This window comes from Paenibacillus nanchangensis (assembly GCF_046543445.1).
GTDB lineage: Bacteria > Bacillota > Bacilli > Paenibacillales > Paenibacillaceae > Paenibacillus_AQ > Paenibacillus_AQ nanchangensis.
This window is the reverse complement of record NZ_JBHOFD010000051.1, coordinates 1-16555: the sequence shown is the minus strand read 5'-3', so window position 1 is coordinate 16555 and position 16555 is coordinate 1. Positions and strand designations below refer to the sequence as shown.

The 16555-nt window shown below is 57.8% G+C and carries 13 protein-coding genes; 2 read left to right on the top strand and 11 right to left on the bottom strand.

All coding sequences use genetic code 11. From position 1 onward, the window contains the following. Nucleotides 1–124: 124 nt before the first annotated feature. From ACE6ED_RS27260 to hemE, 10 genes are all read right to left on the bottom strand, one after another. On the bottom strand, nucleotides 125–2056 hold the full coding sequence (locus ACE6ED_RS27260; protein WP_410830603.1) for an ABC-F family ATP-binding cassette domain-containing protein: 1932 nt from the start codon (nucleotides 2054–2056) through the stop codon (nucleotides 125–127). Continuing rightward, on the bottom strand, nucleotides 2053–2673 hold the full coding sequence (locus ACE6ED_RS27255) for a TetR/AcrR family transcriptional regulator (RefSeq protein ID WP_410830602.1): 621 nt from the start codon (nucleotides 2671–2673) through the stop codon (nucleotides 2053–2055). The genes ACE6ED_RS27260 and ACE6ED_RS27255 overlap by 4 nt, the downstream gene beginning before the upstream one ends. Nucleotides 2674–2700: 27 nt before the next feature. Beyond that, nucleotides 2701–3504 carry a DUF92 domain-containing protein gene (locus ACE6ED_RS27250; RefSeq protein WP_410830601.1) on the bottom strand — a complete coding sequence of 268 codons (804 nt, stop codon included), beginning with the start codon at nucleotides 3502–3504 and terminating at the stop codon, nucleotides 2701–2703. A gap of 63 nt (nucleotides 3505–3567) precedes the next feature. Beyond that, nucleotides 3568–4197, bottom strand: coding sequence for a fumarylacetoacetate hydrolase family protein (locus ACE6ED_RS27245; protein WP_410830600.1), 630 nt, complete (start codon nucleotides 4195–4197; stop codon nucleotides 3568–3570). A 195-nt stretch (nucleotides 4198–4392) separates the two neighbouring features. Beyond that, nucleotides 4393–5127: a glycerophosphodiester phosphodiesterase gene (locus ACE6ED_RS27240; RefSeq protein ID WP_410830599.1), complete on the bottom strand. Its 735-nt coding sequence runs from the start codon at nucleotides 5125–5127 to the stop codon at nucleotides 4393–4395. Nucleotides 5128–5412: 285 nt separating this feature from the next. Next, a complete protein-coding gene (locus ACE6ED_RS27235; protein ID WP_410830598.1) occupies nucleotides 5413–6885 on the bottom strand; it encodes a CapA family protein in 1473 nt (490 codons plus the stop codon). A gap of 194 nt (nucleotides 6886–7079) precedes the next feature. Continuing rightward, nucleotides 7080–8048, bottom strand: coding sequence for a TolB family protein (locus ACE6ED_RS27230; RefSeq protein WP_410830597.1), 969 nt, complete (start codon nucleotides 8046–8048; stop codon nucleotides 7080–7082). A gap of 665 nt (nucleotides 8049–8713) precedes the next feature. Next, entirely contained in the window at nucleotides 8714–10162 is a 1449-nt protein-coding gene (gene hemG, locus ACE6ED_RS27225) for a protoporphyrinogen oxidase (RefSeq protein ID WP_410830596.1), read from the bottom strand. Continuing rightward, nucleotides 10159–11115, bottom strand: a complete 957-nt coding sequence (gene hemH, locus ACE6ED_RS27220; protein WP_410830595.1) for a ferrochelatase — start codon at nucleotides 11113–11115, stop codon at nucleotides 10159–10161. The genes hemG and hemH overlap by 4 nt, the downstream gene beginning before the upstream one ends. A gap of 211 nt (nucleotides 11116–11326) precedes the next feature. Further along, nucleotides 11327–12388 carry a uroporphyrinogen decarboxylase gene (gene hemE / locus ACE6ED_RS27215; RefSeq protein WP_410830594.1) on the bottom strand — a complete coding sequence of 354 codons (1062 nt, stop codon included), beginning with the start codon at nucleotides 12386–12388 and terminating at the stop codon, nucleotides 11327–11329. A 138-nt stretch (nucleotides 12389–12526) separates the two neighbouring features. Between hemE and ACE6ED_RS27210 the strand changes: the two genes are divergently transcribed. After that, complete coding sequence (locus tag ACE6ED_RS27210) at nucleotides 12527–13840, top strand: MFS transporter (RefSeq protein WP_410830593.1); 1314 nt, start codon at nucleotides 12527–12529, stop codon at nucleotides 13838–13840. Nucleotides 13841–14054: 214 nt separating this feature from the next. Here ACE6ED_RS27210 and ACE6ED_RS27205 read toward each other — a convergent pair whose 3' ends face one another. Then, the gene (locus ACE6ED_RS27205; RefSeq protein ID WP_410830592.1) at nucleotides 14055–14681 is read right to left on the bottom strand and encodes an O-methyltransferase; all 627 of its coding nucleotides are present in this window, start codon (nucleotides 14679–14681) and stop codon (nucleotides 14055–14057) included. Between the two features lie 305 nt (nucleotides 14682–14986). Between ACE6ED_RS27205 and ACE6ED_RS27200 the strand changes: the two genes are divergently transcribed. After that, nucleotides 14987–16144 (top strand): THUMP domain-containing class I SAM-dependent RNA methyltransferase, encoded by a 1158-nt coding sequence (locus ACE6ED_RS27200; RefSeq protein ID WP_410830591.1) that lies wholly within the window; start codon nucleotides 14987–14989, stop codon nucleotides 16142–16144. Nucleotides 16145–16555: the final 411 nt, after the last annotated feature.

The following is a 16555-nucleotide window of genomic DNA, read 5'->3' as shown; positions in this document are numbered from 1 at the left end:
ATTCCCAAAATTATAACATGAAAGAACGGGCTTGTAATCCCTGTTATCCCGAGCGGCAGCCTTTGTATTCAGCAAAAAGAACCGCCGCAGCTCTAGTGCAGGCTGCGGCGGTTCAAGTCAAACGTTATTCATTTTGAGCCGCGATTCGTTCCGCAAGCTCGTTCAGGTAAGTCCAGCGCTCCATCAGCCGCTCCAGCTCCTGCTCGGCTTCCTGCTGGGCGGAAAGCAGCTCCTGCAGCTTGGCGGAATCGGCGTATGCCGCTTCCATGCCGCTGCTGATCGAGGCCAGCCGGGCTTCCGCAGCTTCGATCAGCGAATCGATTTCATCAAATTCCCGCTGCTCTTTAAACGAAAATTTCAGCTTTTCCCGGGACCGCGGTTTGGCCGCTTTGTCCGTTTCGGCGGACGGCTTCGCCGTATCAGCGGAACGTCCGCCTTTGCCTCCGGAACCGGCAGGCGCATTGGCCGCCATCCATTCTTCGTATTCACTGTAATCGCCCACATGAACGCGCAGGTTGCCGTCTTCGAACGCAATGATTTTGTCAACGGTGCGGTCGAGGAAATAACGGTCATGCGAAACCGTAAAAACGACGCCCGGGAACTCGTCAAGATAATCCTCAAGCACGGCAAGCGTCGTAATGTCCAGATCGTTAGTCGGCTCGTCGAGCAGCAGCACATTGGGCGCTCCCATCAGCGTCCGGAGGAGATACAGGCGCCGCTTCTCGCCGCCCGACAGCTTGCCGATCGGCGTCCACTGCATGGCTGGCGGAAACAGGAACCGTTCGAGCATCTGAGCGGCGGTTATGGCTGAACCATCAGCTGTGCGAATGACTTCGGCTTCCTCTTTTACATATTCGATCACCCGCATGGCGGGGTCCATTTCCTGATGCTCCTGCGTAAAATAACCCAGCTTGACGGTAGGCCCAAGCTCCACCTCGCCCGCATCAGGCTGCAGCCGGCCGGAGATCAAGTTAAGCAGCGTCGATTTGCCGCTGCCGTTGGGACCAACGATGCCCACCCGGTCGTGCGGGACGGCGATATAATCGAGCCCCGAAATCAGCCGGCGTCCATTGAGCGATTTGGTCAGGCTGCGCAGCTCCAGAATTTTTTTGCCAAGGCGCGTGGAAGCAACGGAGATGTCTACCCCGCCGCTCCGGCTGGGCCCCTGCTGGTCTTTCAGCTGCTCAAACCGGTCGATACGCGCTTTCTGCTTGGTTGTCCGCGCTTTGGCGCCGCGGCGGATCCAGGCCAGCTCGGTGCGCAGCAGGTTCTGCCGTTTCTGCTCGGTTGCCGCCTCACGTTCTTCCCGGTCGGCCTTCAGTTCCAGAAACCGGGAGTAGTTCGCCTCATAGCGGAACATCCGCCCCTGATCCAGCTCCAGCATCACATCGGCTACCCGGTCCAAAAAGTACCGGTCATGCGTTACCATAAGCAGCGCGCCCCGCCGTTTCTGCAGATACTGCTCCAGCCAGGCGACGGATGCCGTATCGATATGGTTGGTCGGCTCATCCAGGATGAGCAGCTCGGACGGCGTAATCAGCGCCGCCGCGAGTGCAACACGCTTGCGCTGTCCGCCGGACAGCTCGGCCATCCGGGCATCAAACCGCTCGATGCCAAGCTTCATCAGCACGGTTTTGGCTTCGCTCTCCAAGTGCCAGATGCCTGCGGCGTCGATTTCCTGGCCCGCCTTGGCCAGCTCCGCCTCCAAACGGGCGCTGCCCGGCTCGTTCTCCAGCCCGGCCAGCGTCTCCTGGTAGCGGCGCATCAGCTCAAGATGCGGATGATCGCCCGCAAACACCTGTTTGATCACCGTATAGTCCGGATCAAAAGGCGGATTTTGCGCCAAATATTGAATGCGTACGTCGTTGCCTACCGCAAACTGGCCTTCATCCGGCGTCTCCAAACCCGCGATGATGCGCAGCAGCGTTGACTTGCCTGTTCCGTTGACGCCAACGACGCCGATTTTGTCGCGGTCATCCATCCCGAAGGACGCATCCTGAAACAGGATTTTGTCGCCGTAGCTTTTGGACAGATGCTCCACAGTCATAATATTCATACATTATCCTCGCTTGTCTCTAAAAGGTCGCCTGACTGCCCGCCGGGAATCCCGTCGAGACAGCCTTTAATAAACAGATTGGCGGCAAAACGGCCACGGTGAAGGGCATCTTCCCTTGTGAATGTCGGCTGAAACAGAATGTCCATTTTGAGCCGGTCCAGCATGCCGATATACGATTGCGCAAGCAGCTCCGGTTCGCCCGCTCCGGCGGCGAGGAGCACATCCGCCACTTTTTTGGCATAAAGCGCCATAAATTCGGCCATATACTCCACAAGCTCCGGGTTATTGTTCGGCGTCCGGAAAAACAGCTTTGTATGCTGCTTGCGGTCAAAATAATACAGCATATGGTGACGCGCGATAATTTGCAGCCTGCCGGAAATGTCTTCCGTCTCCTTCAGCGCCGTGTCCAGCTCTTCCAGAAACTCCTCGCAGTCCCGCCGGGTCACCGCCATAAACAGATCTTCTTTGCTGCTAAAATAGAGATATACCGTTCCTTTGGCAATGCCCGCCAGATCGGCCACCTCGGAAATTTTGGTCTCGTAAAAGCCTTTGGAACCGAAGAGCGTGTAAGCTGCGTCCAAAATTGCGGTATGCTTGTCCTGGGATATTCCGCTCACCCGGCCCACCTCCTAACTCCGATAATGCTATAAAAACCAGCCGATCAAAAGCGCCGCGCCCGCGCCGGCGGCGGAGCTGATGATGTTCACCGCGTCGTTGTTCATCCAGCGCCAGCCTCTGTGGTACAAGGTCGGCTGCCCGCAGTGTGCCGCGCTTTCCACTTCCCGGCCGCAGACCGCGCACCGGTTCATCCGCTGGACGGAAGCGCCCAGCAGCGAATCCGCAAACGCGCCGGCCAGTCCGCCCGCAAGACCGGCGAGCAGCGCGGGAACCGGGCGCACCTCCTCCATGCCGCTCAGCGCGGCCAGGCCCCAGGCCGACAGGCCGATCAGGACGCCTCCGGCTGCTGCGGCCAGCGTGCCAAGCAGCGATACGCCGCCCGACGCGCCCGTCGGCAGAATCCGGCCTGTCAGCACGGAACGCGGCGGCTTTTGGCTGAGCGAACCGATTTCGGTTGCCCAGGTATCAGCCGTCACCGTTGCCATCGCGCCGACGAACAGCCAGATCCAGACCGGATCGGGCCACAGCCAATTCGCGAGACACAGCACCATGCCGATTCCCCCGTTGGCCATCACCTGCCCGGCGTCCCGCCGGCCCGTTTTGTCGTAAGCTTCTTCCAACGCCGCTTTGGCGTCGGCCCGCCATCTCGAGAGGGCTGAAGAAGTGATGAAGAACACGAGCAAAATGCCGAACCAAAAGGCATTGCCCGCCCCGTAATAGATGGTACCCATCAAAATGGCCGCCAGCATGCCCGAACCGCTTAGCGATCCTTTGGCATAAGCGGCTCCAGCGACCAGAATGGCGCCCAGTGCCCCGATCACCCACTGCACCCGCGTCAACCTCCGCTCCGTTTCATTTGCCCGGACGCCTCCCGTCCGGATGGATGACGCCGTTTATCCGATCAGGCACTGGCCAAGCGTCTTGCCGCCCCAGCGCAGTTCAAACGAGTCGCCGGACACCGCAGGTCCTACGCCTGCCGGCGTTCCGGTAAAAATCATATCATCTTTGCCAAGCCCGTAATGGAGAGCGATATAATCGATTACCGTCTGCAGCGAAAAAATCATGTTTTTCACATTGCCGCGCTGCACTTCCTCCCCGTTCTTCACCACCGTAAAATCGGTGGCTTCGAGCGTTTCCATGCCCGGAAAAGCAAAAAACGGCGTAACCGGCGCGGCGTTCTTGAAGCCTTTGGCCGCGGTCCAAGGCAGGCCTTTTTTCTTCAGATCATCCTGAATATCCCGCAGCGTAAAATCCAGTCCCAGACCTATCGTGTCCACCAGATCCTCCACCGTCATCCCCAGTGCGTAGTCCCGTCCGATGTGCATCACAAGTTCGCCTTCATAATGAACCATCCCCGCATTCGTTGGCAGATGGATAATCTGTTTGTCCAGCGGCACGGCGGCATGGGACGGTTTCAGAAAAATCAGCGGTTCGGCCGGCAGCTGATTACCCAGCTCTTCGGCGTGCAGCTTGTAGTTGCGTCCAACACAATACAGGTTCTTAACGTTCACACTTTCACTCATGATGATCCACTCCAGTCGGTTATAGTCGCTTTCGTTAAGGCCGGCCAAATCCCTCCGCCCACTGTAACAAGGACGCAGGAACAGTTTTGGTTTTGGGTGAAAAACAGTATAGACTGAACAAAAAAGTGCAGAGGAAGCGATGCTGTTATTCCACGGTTCACTTATGAACCGTTATATCAGGTAAAACTTCTTGCTTTATGTTCCAAGAAACGTAGCCCCCCAAATGTCGGGGCGGTTCGTACATATCATTATATCAGAATGCATGTCCGCAAGGCGACGCATCTCTTTGGCCTTATTAACCGTCCATGCCATGACTCCAATGTTCCGTTCCGCCAGTTCGGCAGCAAGACCGGCACTAAGACGGGAGGCTCCGATTGACAAAAAAGAGCATTCGAGCGCCCGCAGCCGCTGCACCAAATGTCCGGCCTTTGCATCATAAATCAGACCGGTGGACAGTCCGGGGTCCACCTCTTTCAGCCTGGCGAGCGCGGCGATATCAAACGAAGTCAGCACCGCATCCTCGCGCATATTTTTGGATGTCAGCAGCTCCGATACGGCGCGTTCCAGGCCCGGGTAGAGACCGGGCGCGGTTTTCAGCTCGATATTCAACTTCAGCCGCCCGGCCGCCAGCTCGAGTACTTCCTCGAGCGCGGGCACCTTTTCTCCGCGGAACGCGCGATGCTTCCAGCCGCCTGCATCCAGACGGCACAGCGACGCGAAGTCCATCTCCCGGACTTTGCCGTGGCCGTTTGTCGTGCGGTCAAGCGTAAAATCGTGAATGACGACCGGCACGCCGTCCCGGGTCAGCTGAACGTCAATCTCCATCCACCGGACAAAAGGCAGCGCCATCGCCATCCGGACCGCGGCGAGCGTATTTTCGGGCGCCTTGCCTGAGAAGCCGCGGTGCGCCACACATAAGTTGTTGTCCATCCCTTCCGTCCACCTCCTGTAGGCTCGCGTGTAAAGGTGTGAGCAAAACCGCATTCTTATGAAATCAGCGGGCCTTAAGTCAGCTGGTCAGTATGCGGGAATCAGTTTGAGAACATATCAGTTTAAATCGTATCAGAATAAGAGCGTTCAGAAATGAGCGTTCAGATATGGGCATTCAGTAAAAGAGCGTATCAGTATGACACCATAAGTATGACGGCACGACATATAAGTATCTCGGGGAATAATGTTCGGTGTAGCATACGTCTGCATAAAATGTGCCGCGTATCAGCGTGCCTGTGTTACTTTGCCATCCGGCCCGATCGTTACCCGGCCTCCCGAAAGGCCTTCCACCTTCTTCAGCAGCTTGGCGCCGTCTTCCGCATTCATCGGTACCGGCTGGCCCAATTCAGCATGGTACGGCAGCACCTTCAGCCCGCATTGCCCGTTGGCGTTGCACTGCGCTTGGAAAACCGCCGTTTCCCAGGTGGCAGCCGTCGCCGAACGGGTAAAAATGAAGTTGCCGTTGCTGTAGGCAATCCATTTGCCCTTATAAGGCTCAATTCCCTGCAGGACATGCGGATGCCCGCCGATCACAAGATCGGCTCCCGCATCGATGAAGCTGCGGCCCAGCGATTGCTGAATCTCGTCGTATTGTCCTTTTCGCTCTTTGCCCCAGTGAACAACAACCACGACAAGATCCGCCTTCTGCCTCGCCTCGGCTATCGCCCGCAGGCCTTCGGCACTGTCGTAGACGGAAGCGAGTCCCGGTGTGTCCATTCCGGCCTTCCATTCCATAACCGGCATGACGCGGGTGAATCCGAGCAGTGCAATCTTGATGCCGCCGCGGTCAAAATACTGAGCGGAATACGCCTCTGTGCTGTTCAGTCCCGCTCCGACGTAAGGAATTCCCGCGTTCTGCAAATGCTCAAGCGTATCCGTCAGCCCTACAACGCCTTGGTCCAGCGTGTGATTGTTGGCCAGATTCACGGCGTCAACCCCTGCCGCTTTCATCGGCTTCAGCGCTTCCGGCGGCGACTTGAATACAAACTGTTTGTCCGCGGCCCGCGATCCCCTGGTTGTCACCGAAGTCTCCAGGTTGAGCACGGTCAAATCATCCTGCTGAAAAAGACCGCCCAGCCGTGCATACGGGTAGGCGTACCCCTTCTCAGCCAGCAGTGTGCCTACTTTGCCGGCGAACATCGTGTCTCCGGCAAAGTTCATCGTCACCGTCGCACCCGCACCGCCGGCCGGCAAACCGGCGGAAGGCGCCGGTGCCTCCGCGCCGCCGGTCCCCCCCGCAGCGCCTGGAACGGGGCTTGAGTTGTCTCCGCCAGATGCTGCAGGCGGAGAAGGAGAAACCTCGGCTGCCGGGGCGGAAGGCGCCGCGCTTGGAGCAGCCGTTAGCGCAGCGGTCGGGTCGGCTGCCGGAGACGCCGTGCTGCCCGGGCCCGGCACCGCATCCTGCGCAGCTTGGGAAGCAGCGGCGGTCGGCTCTGCCGCCGCGCCAGGCTGCGGCGTTCCCTGTGCTCCCGGCGTACCCGCCGGCGAAGGTGTTCCGGCCGCCGCAGGCGTTTCGGGCAAAGCCGCTCCGCCTCCATCCGCAAGCGGTGCGGATTCTTTGTCTCTCATAAACGAGTAGGCGATAACAATCGTAATTGCCAGCAGCAGACTGGCGTTAACCCAGGCCAGCGTGGTGCGGAACTTGCGTGACCGCGCGGTTTTGCGTGTTTTGTTGCGTTTGGATCGTGGCGGGTACATAACGTCCTATTAACCCCTTTATCTGTAAAAGTGAATCTATTATATCATATGCCCTGCCTAACCCTCCAAAATGCTAGAGTCACAAACTAAGGCATGCATTTTCATCTTTGCTGCGTGCATAAAAAGAAGCCGCCGCCCGGCGGCCCATACTGGCTGATGGTTCCCACATTGGCCCCATTTTCGTTTTTATTCGTTCATCGCCGGTCCGGCCGCAGCTCCGTTTTCGACGGACTGTACGCGGACCCTCTCTGCTCTGCCGCGAGTCCGGTCAACTCCTGCAATGCGTCCCGGCCGACTTTCGTGACCGGTTTGACTGCCCCCGCTGCAGGCGCGTAACGATACCGCACATACTGGTCGGACGGGGATTCGCTGACATAGTCGACAAAAGTCCCCTTGGTGTCCCATAACACCAGCGCGGTGGAGATCAGATTCACCGTCCTCGGTACGTTCGTGAACGAACCGGTTGCTGCATCATAGATTGCCAGCCGGCTTGATCCCGTATCTCCGTAAGCCAAAGCAAGTCTGCGGCCGTCAGGCGACCAATTATAAGCTGAGACCGTCTCCGCAGGCGCCCTAAAGGGTACGATCGCATTCAAATTCGTGAATTTGCCTTCTTTGACAAGAAATAAATACAATGCCGAGCCGTAACCATACTGCACCTCAAACGCAAGTGTGCTGCCGTCCGGTGACAGCGATGCGGTCACAATATCGCCAGGCGGCTGATCAAATGCTAGCTTTACGCTGCGTCCGCCCGCTTGGGCGGTCACTTCGGAGAGACTGGCCGGAAGCCCCGGCTCGGCCGAACGCTGTTTTCCGGCACTCAGCGTAATGCTCCCTGCTTTCCATACAATCCTGTCCTTAGTTTCCTGCTTCACTGCTTTGACATCCGCCGTACGATACGCCCCCACACCTGACTTCGCCGGCTTCGCAACCGGTTGTTTCGCTGCGGCCACAGCCGCTGCCGCGGTTACGCTCGGTACTGCTACCACAGCTGCTCCTGCTTCTACAGCTGCCCCTGTTTTTACAGCTGCACCTGCTTTCACAGCCGTCCCTGCTGCTCCAGCCGCCCCAGCTTCCACGGCGCTGAACGAACCAAACGGCAGCACACCGCTCAGGCCGGCGGCGGCCAGGCTCGCCAGCAGGATAGATTTACTTTTACTCATAACGTCCACTCCCGACACCTAAAATTGTTAGAATTTGAAAAATGCCTGCCCCCTATTTAACTCCTCGTATACCAAAAAGTTTCTTTATACTCAGAGCCGGTTCCCGTATAACACGGGTTCAAGTGCAGGTTCAGGCCCCGGCAGCCGGGAGCTGTAGAGTTGTGCGTTTTGGAAGAAAGATGGGCCGGTGGGGACCGTAATCTCTGTTACCGTTAGCCTTCAACTATTTGCCGTCAGCCGTTTGCTGTTTGCCGTTTGCTGTTTGCTGTTTGCTGTTTGCTGTTTGCTGTTTGCTGTTTGCTGTTTGCCGTTAGCAGTTAGCAGTTAACCATTAGCTGCTAACTATTAGCTGCTAACCCATTAGCCCCTTCCGGAGCCAACGGAAGGCATAACAAACAGGCCGGTTAATGAATCGCCCTTAACCGGCCTGTTATCTATCAATTATGAGTAGGTGCCCCGTTCTGCTCACAGCCGGAAGAACCGGCTGACCGGAAAGGCACCCGAATTTTGGATCAGGCCCTGTGCTGTCACTCGCGACCAGACGGCTTACCGGACGGTGGGTTCTTACTGCTTCAGCCTCCCCGTCGGGCAGGCGTTTATTACTTCTTGGGCGTCCCGTCGGGCTGGTGCTGCTACTGCTTCATCGTCCCGTCGGGCAGGTGCTGCTACTGCTTCAGCGCTCCGGCTGCGGTTTCCGCCGACAGCTTGGCGTAGCGGATGCAGTCCGGCATGCCGATGCCGTCGTATCCCGCGCCAAAAGCATACACTCCTGGCAGCGAACGCCCCAGCTCTTCACGCAGCCGCTTGATATTGCCCGGATGACCAACCGGATACTGCGGCATGGAATGCTGCAGCCGGGTGATCTCCGTGAACAGCGGTTCAGCGGTAATGCCCATCACCTCGCGCAGGTCCTTGCGTACCAGCTCGGTTAGCGCTTCGTCGGGGAGCAGCACATTCTGCTCGTCTCCCGCCCGGCCGACATAACAGCGCAGCAGCACCCGGTCATCGGGGCTGGTGTGCAGCCATTTGGCCGAAGTCCACGTGCACGCCGTAATGTTGCGCCCTTCCTTGCGGGGGACAAGAAAGCCCGAGCCGTCAAAATTACCGCCAGCCGCGTCCTCCTTACGAAAGGCCATCACGACGTTAGCGACCGAGACGTAGTTGACCGCATCAAGTGCGGACACATCCACGTGAGGACGCAGCAGGTCGGCGGCAGCAAAGTTCGGCACCGTGACAAACACGTCATCCGCAGGCAGCCGCTCGCCGTTCTCCAGCTCCACCTCATAACGCGCTTCGGACGGCTGCCCCTCTCCGGCCATTCCAGCCGCCGTGCGGTGGATTGCCGCCGCCGCGGTACCCGTCCGCTGGTCCACATCGTTTAGCTCGTGCACCAGCGCATGCACCAGGCTCTGCAGGCCTTGGCGGAACGTAAGGAACGCGCTTTTTTTGGTGCCGGTGTGGGTTTCGGCTGGCTTACGTCCGGTCATCATCCCGCGGATCAGGCTGCCATACTGCCGTTCGACTTCGCCGAACTGCGGAAAAGTCGCCTGCAGGCTGATGCTCCGCATGTCGCCGGCATAAATTCCGGCCAGCAGCGGCTCGGTCATATTCTCCAGCACCTCGGTGCCAAGCCGGCGTTCGATCAAAGCGCCCAGCGCTTCGTCTTCACCCGAGCGGCGCGGAGGAATCATAAAATCCATCAGGGCCCGCACCTTGCCCGGAAAAGAAACCAGGCCGCTGCGCATAAACGGTCCCAGCTCGGTCGGAATGCCAAGCACGAGACCCGCAGGCATCGGGTGCAGCTTGCCCCGCTGCAGAATATACGTTTTTTTGGCCGCCGGATTGGTTGTCACCAGCTCGTGTTCGAGCTCCAGCTCTTTCGCCAGATCGACCATCGCCGTCTTGCGGGCCAGAAAGGAATCCGGCCCCTTTTCAATGACGAAGCCGTCGCGGTGCAGCGTTTCGATTTTGCCGCCAAGCGTCTTCCCTTTTTCGGTCACCGTAATCAGCGGCTTCACTCCGGCTTCCTTATAGAATTTCCGGACATAAAAAGCAGCGGAGAGGCCGCTTAAGCCTCCGCCGATGATGACGACCCGCCGTTCGTTCCGGTTCATGAGCCCTGCACCTTCATCTCCTGCAGCTTGGTGCGGACAACATCGCTCAGCACCGCCATATAAGCCGGATCGCTGTTCAGCGATTCGATCCGCAAGAGGCGCATATCGAGTTCCTTGGCGACCGCCAAAGCTTCAATGTCCAGATCGTACAGCACTTCCAGATGATCCGACACAAAACCGATCGGCGCGGACAGCACATACTCCACCTGTTCTTTGCTCAGCTCCTGCAGCGTATCCAAAATGTCCGGTCCCAGCCAGGGTTCGGCCGTCCGGCCTGCGCTCTGCCAGGTGAACTGCCACGATTTGACGCCCGCTTTGTCCGCAATCAGCCCTGAAGATTCCAGCAGCTGATCCCGGTACGGATCGCCCATCGACAGGATGCGTTCGGGCAGGCTGTGCGCGCTGAACAGCACCCTCACCTCGTCCCGGTTCGCGCCTGCTTCCTCGAATTGGTCAAGCCGCTGCGTCACTCTGCTGGCCAAAGTGTCAATCAACAGGGGATGCGTATGATAGCTTTCGATGAAGCCCATGCGGATTCCGGCCGCTTCCGCTTTTTCCCGCGCGCGCTTGATATAGCCGCCAACGCTCATCACCGAATAATGCGGCGCAAGCACCACCCCAACTGCTTCGGTTATCCCGTCGGCTGCCATTTGCTCCACTCCGTCTTCAATGAACGGATGAGCATGCTTCAGCCCCTGGTAGCAGACGAACTTTACGCCCGTCCCTGCCGCGTCTTCGTTCAGTTTCTCCTGCAAAGCGGCGACCTGGCGGTCCGTATTCTCCCGAAGCGGGAACACGCCGCCTACAATCGCTTCATACCGGTCTGTCAGTTCCTTCAGCTGCTCCGGAGAAGGGGGATTTCCGCGCCGGATATGAGTGTAGTAGGCTTCCACGCCGTCCAGACTTTCTGGAGTGCCGTAGGACATAACCAAAACTCCGATTGTTGTTGTCACGGTCCATCACCTCGATCAGTTAATTGGTACTCCGTTAAAAAAGCAGGCCCGCCTCCGTTCCGGCGCCCGGCCGGATTGCCAAATCACATCCCGCCAAAGACGCCGTGCGGAACAGACCGGCAGGCTTGTCTTCCTTCATCTTCATTCATTTTCCCGTGTCAGCTGCGCGCTATAAACGCTGGGAGCTGTACCTATGCTTTTGCAGCTTTACCTATGCTTTTGCAGCGGCCCCATTTTTCAGGCGCTCCCCGGAGTATTCATGGATGTAATCCGTCAGTTCCTTCAGCTTCTCCAGCGGCGCTTCCGGATACAGGCCATGCCCCAGATTAAAAATATAACCCGGCTCCCGCACGCCTTCGTCGATCAGCGCTTGGGCCCGTTCCTTCAAAACGTTCATTGGCGCGGTCAGCAGATACGGATCCAGGTTGCCCTGCACCGCAAATCCACCGCCTGTTCTCCGGCGCCCTTCCGTCAGACTGACCCGCCAGTCCAGCCCGATCACATCGGCCTGAAGCTCATGCAGCGCCGGCAGCAGCTCTCCGGAGGCGACCCCCGGAAAATAAATCTTCGGCACATCCAAATCCGCCAATTCGGCAAAAATACGGGTAACGGTCGGCAGCACATACGTCCGGTAATCCTGGGGAGCGAGCGCACCCACCCAGCTGTCGAACAGTTGGAACGCTTTGCCGCCGCTGGCGACGTGCGCGCGCAAATAGGCGATTACCATATCGCCCAGCTTGTCCATCAGCTTAAACCAGACGGCCGGTTCGGTATACATCATTTCTTTGGTGCGGATGTAGCTCTTCGAGGGACGTCCCTCAATCAAGTAGCTGGCAATCGTGAAGGGCGCGCCCGCAAAAGTAATCAGCGGCACCTCCAGCTCCTTGTCCAAAATGGCGATCGTCTCCAGGATATGCGGCAAATCGCCTTCCACATCGATTGGCTTCAGCCTGTCCACATCTTGGGCCGAGCGGATCGGCCGCTCGATCACCGGGCCGATATTTTTGACGATATCAAAGTCAACGCCCAGTGAAGCAACCGGATTCATGATGTCGGAGTACAAAATCGCCGCGTCAACGCCCAGCTTCCGGACCGGCATCAGCGTCACTTCAGCCGCCAGCTCCGGCTGCATGCAGATCTCGAGCAGCGAATATTTCTCCTTGATTTTGCGGTAATCGGGATCGTAGCGTCCGGCCTGGCGCATATACCAGACAGGGGTGTACGCTGTTTCCTGCCTCCGGCAAGCCCGGATAAAAGTATCGTTATAGGTCATGATAAGATCTCCATCGACTGTGTGTAATAATTTCTCAACCTATATTATGCCCTTTTTAAAAGTAAGTAACAAGCTGCCCAGCAGATGTGCGCATGACAATCCCATGACAACTATGATAAGTGTTGCAACCTTTGGGTTATGTACTATGGTATACTGATAGAATGTCGATTTTTGGTACATTATGCATCTTGCAACTCTGCAGCGAAAGGAAGTGAAAGCACATTGAAGCATTGGGAAACCTGGAAGATCAACCTCATTGTGCTTTGGTTCGGAATGTTTTTGGTCAATGCCGGGATGACCATGATCACGCCGTTTCTGTCTCTTTACCTGGCAAAAGACCTCGGCGTCGTCGGCGAGGACGCCATCGGCATTTGGGCGGGTTTTATTTTTGCAGCCAACTTCATGACTTCGTTTCTGTTCCAGCCCCTCTGGGGCAAGCTGGCCGACAAATACGGCCGCAAAATCATGCTGCTGCGTTCCAGCTTCGGCATGGCCATTGTGATATCCCTGATGGGCTTCGCGCAGACACCATGGCAGCTGCTGCTGCTCAGACTGCTGAACGGAACGATTTCCGGCTTCAATCCGGCCTCCATCGCGCTGATTTCGGGCACAACCCCGAAGAACCGGATGGGCTTCGCCATGGGGCTGATGCAGTCCGGCTCGGTCGCCGGCACCATCCTTGGTCCGCTGATCGGGGGGCTGCTTGCAGACTGGATTGGCTTCCGTCCGATTTTTTATGTGGTGGGCGTACTGCTGTTTGTCGCCTCACTGCTGGCCATGTTCCTCGTCAAGGAGACGTTCAACCGGCAGGAAGCGGCGCATGTGCCGCAAGTTTCGGTGCTGGAGGGCTTAAAGGAGCTGACTAAAGTGCCGCAGCTGCCCGCATTGTTTGGCGTCACCTTTTTGCTCCAGTTCGCCATGATCAGCCCGATGTCGCTGCTGCCTCTGTATGTGGAGAAGCTGCACGGCACCGCCGTTAATATCGCCTTCTGGGCCGGGCTCGTCAGCGCGGTCACCGGGCTGTCCAACATGCTCGCTTCGCCGTTCCTCGGCAAGCTGAGCGACAAAATCGGCGCCCACCGCATCTTGACCTTCGCACTGATCGGCGCCGCGCTTTTCCTGATCCCGCAGGCCTTCGTCACTTCGGTCTGGCAGCTGATCATCGTCCGGTTCCTGATGGGCGTCTTTATGGGCGGGCTGCTTCCTAGCGTCAACGCGCTGATCCGGGCGTACACGCCGGACGGCAAGGAAAGCCGCGCGTTTGGCTTCAACAGCAGCACCCTGGCGCTCGGCAACATGCTGGGCGCGGTCATCGGCGGCTTTTTGGCCGGCTTTATCGGCATTGAGGGCCTGTTTATATTGTCAGGCGCGTTCCTGCTGGTGAATACGGTTTGGGTCCGGCTGAAGCTGTACCGCGGCAGCAAACCACCTGCGGCTAAACCGCAAAGCTGACTCCCGAGGCAGGAGGATCGGTCCGCTCTTGGGGCCGATCCTTTTTTTGTTGGGATAGCGCTAAATCCGTCCTCGGCAGAATGCCCCCCTCCCTCCTGCGAAAACCGGACCGGCTGGCTGCGGTATAGTTATATTGGGGATAGTTACATTGGGGATAGTTACATTGTAAAAAATTACGTTGGAGAAAGTAACAATGGGGCAGCGTTAACAGCCCTTAAGGGCGGACCATGGCCACAGCCAGCCCGTCAAAAGCAGGCAGCACCGTTCCGGTGAGCCGGGGATCGGATGCGATGGCGGTGTTGAACCGGCGCATCGCCTGGACGGCGGGGCCGTTTTTTTCGGGACTCAGCGTGCGCCCCCGCAAGAACAGATTGTCTGCCGCAATAATCGCGCCCGGCGCGGCGAGGCGAATGCAGAACTCGAGATAATTCGGGTAATTTTCTTTATCCGCATCGATAAAAAAGAAGTCAAACCGTCTGCCCTCGGCCTCCAGCGCCTTCAGGCTGTCCAGCGCCGGTCCTATCCGGTATTCGGCCGTGTAGCCGGCAAGCGCCAGATGCTTTTGCGCCATCTCGGCGTAATCGGGCTTCAGCTCCAGCGATGTCAGCTTCCCGCCGGGCTGCAATCCGCGCGCCAGACAGATCCCGCTGTAGCCGCCAAGGGCTCCGATCTCCAGCGCGCTGGACGCCTTCGATGCAGAGGCCAGCAGCGTCAGCAGCCGGCCGTAGCCGGGGGCCACCGAAACTTCGGGCATGCCCGCTTCCGCAATCGCTTTTTTAACATTCTCGAGCAGTTCGTCTTCTTGGTAAAGCTGTTCGCTGTATTCTTCTTGTGTCTGCATGTCTAATCTCCTTTGTCTTTCCTGTAAAAAAATCCGTGTTCTCTATTTCGGGTTTCTAGCCCAGAATCGTCGGGGCGTGCCGGACTCGGCGGTTTCAGCAGGACTTGGCAGTCCAAGCGCAAAAGGAGTCACGTCTCCCCACGCCGGGTATGCTTCATTTCACCGAGCGCCCTCCTTGCGGACCTACCGGCCTGGCGGCTCGCCGCTTCCAAAATAGCAGCGCATTGTAAACCGCAGCTTGTTCGCCTATACTTGATTTTATGCGTTTCAACCATCCATTCACAAGGTAACGGAGCTGAATTTCAATGAATAAACTGCAACTGATCGCCACCGCCCCGATGGGCCTTGAAGCCGTCGTCGCCCGCGAGCTGAATACACTTGGGTACGAAACCGTTACGGAGAACGGCCGGGTACTCTTCAGCGGGAGCTTGATTGATATCTGCCGCTGCAACCTGTGGCTGCGGACCTCGGACCGGGTGCTGATTCAGATGGCCCGGTTCCCCGCCACTACCTTTGACGAGCTGTTTGAAGGCGTCAAAGCGCTGCCGTGGCAGGACTGGATTCCTGCGGACGGCGAATTCCCGGTTGAAGGCCGGTCGCATAAATCCAAGCTGACCAGCGTCCCCGCCTGCCAAGGCATCGTCAAAAAAGCGATCGTCGAAAAGCTGAAGCAATCCTACCGCACCGAGTGGTTCCCGGAAGACGGCCCCCGCTACGTGGTGGAGGTCAACCTGCTGAACGACATCGCGCTGATTACGCTGGATACGACGGGACCGGCGCTGCATAAGCGCGGCTACCGCAAGCTTGTCACCGAGGCGCCGCTCAAAGAGACGATGGCCGCCGCCATGCTCCAGCTCAGCCGCTGGAACGGCAGCCGTCCGCTCTACGACCCGTGCTGCGGGTCCGGTACGCTGCTGATTGAAGCGGCAATGATGGCGTGGAACATCGCGCCGGGGTTGCGCCGGTCCTTCCCGTCCGAGCAGTGGCCGGTCATCGGCCCCGAGCTGTGGGAAGAAGCGCGCAACGAGGCGTTCGACGCCGTGCGCGACGATGAACCGCTGCAGCTTGCGGGCAGCGATATCGATCCGAAAGCGATCGAGGTTGCGGAAGCGGCCGTAAAAAGCGCCGGGTTGTCCGGCGAAATCCGCTTGTCAGTTCTCCCGGCTGCCAAAGCCAGACCCGAAGGCGAATACGGCTGCATCATTACGAACCCGCCTTACGGCGAACGGCTTGGCGACAAAGAAGAGGTCGAGAAGCTGCTCCGCCAGCTTGGCACCATGATGGTGCACCTGCCGACGTGGTCGTTTTTTGCGCTCAGTCCGTCCAAGCAGTTCGAGCATTATTACGGACGCAAGGCCGACAAACGCCGGAAGCTGTTCAACGGCCGGATCGAATGCCAATACTATCAATATTTTGGTCCGCTGCCGCCAAGAGGCCCGAGACCTTCTGTCCCAACAGAATAGTTATTCTTGGGGTGTGAGGTTGTCATACGAACCTCCGCCAGCCTGCAGACTTTAACCGGCACAAGTTTTACCGGCACAAGCATCTATCCAGAACGGGGCTGTCCTACAAGTCATCATCCGACTTTGAGAGGACCCCGTTTTTTTGCTAGAGTCTGTACGCAAACTTATTTCAGCCATAACCTCATCGAAATCAACGCCAAAAAGCCTTCAACATGCTCGCAGTCTTGTCATAGCGGGTTGCCAAGCGCCGATTGGTACAAGTTTAGGAATCAGAGGACCTTATTTGCTGATTATTCAGTGTTTTGGCAAAGTCACGGACTCAGATACCGTTATTTACGCGGAGAATCAATAGTTTGTATGTTTTTGGTACGGATAACGGAACTGGAGTCCGTATAGGCATACCAAAGCCCC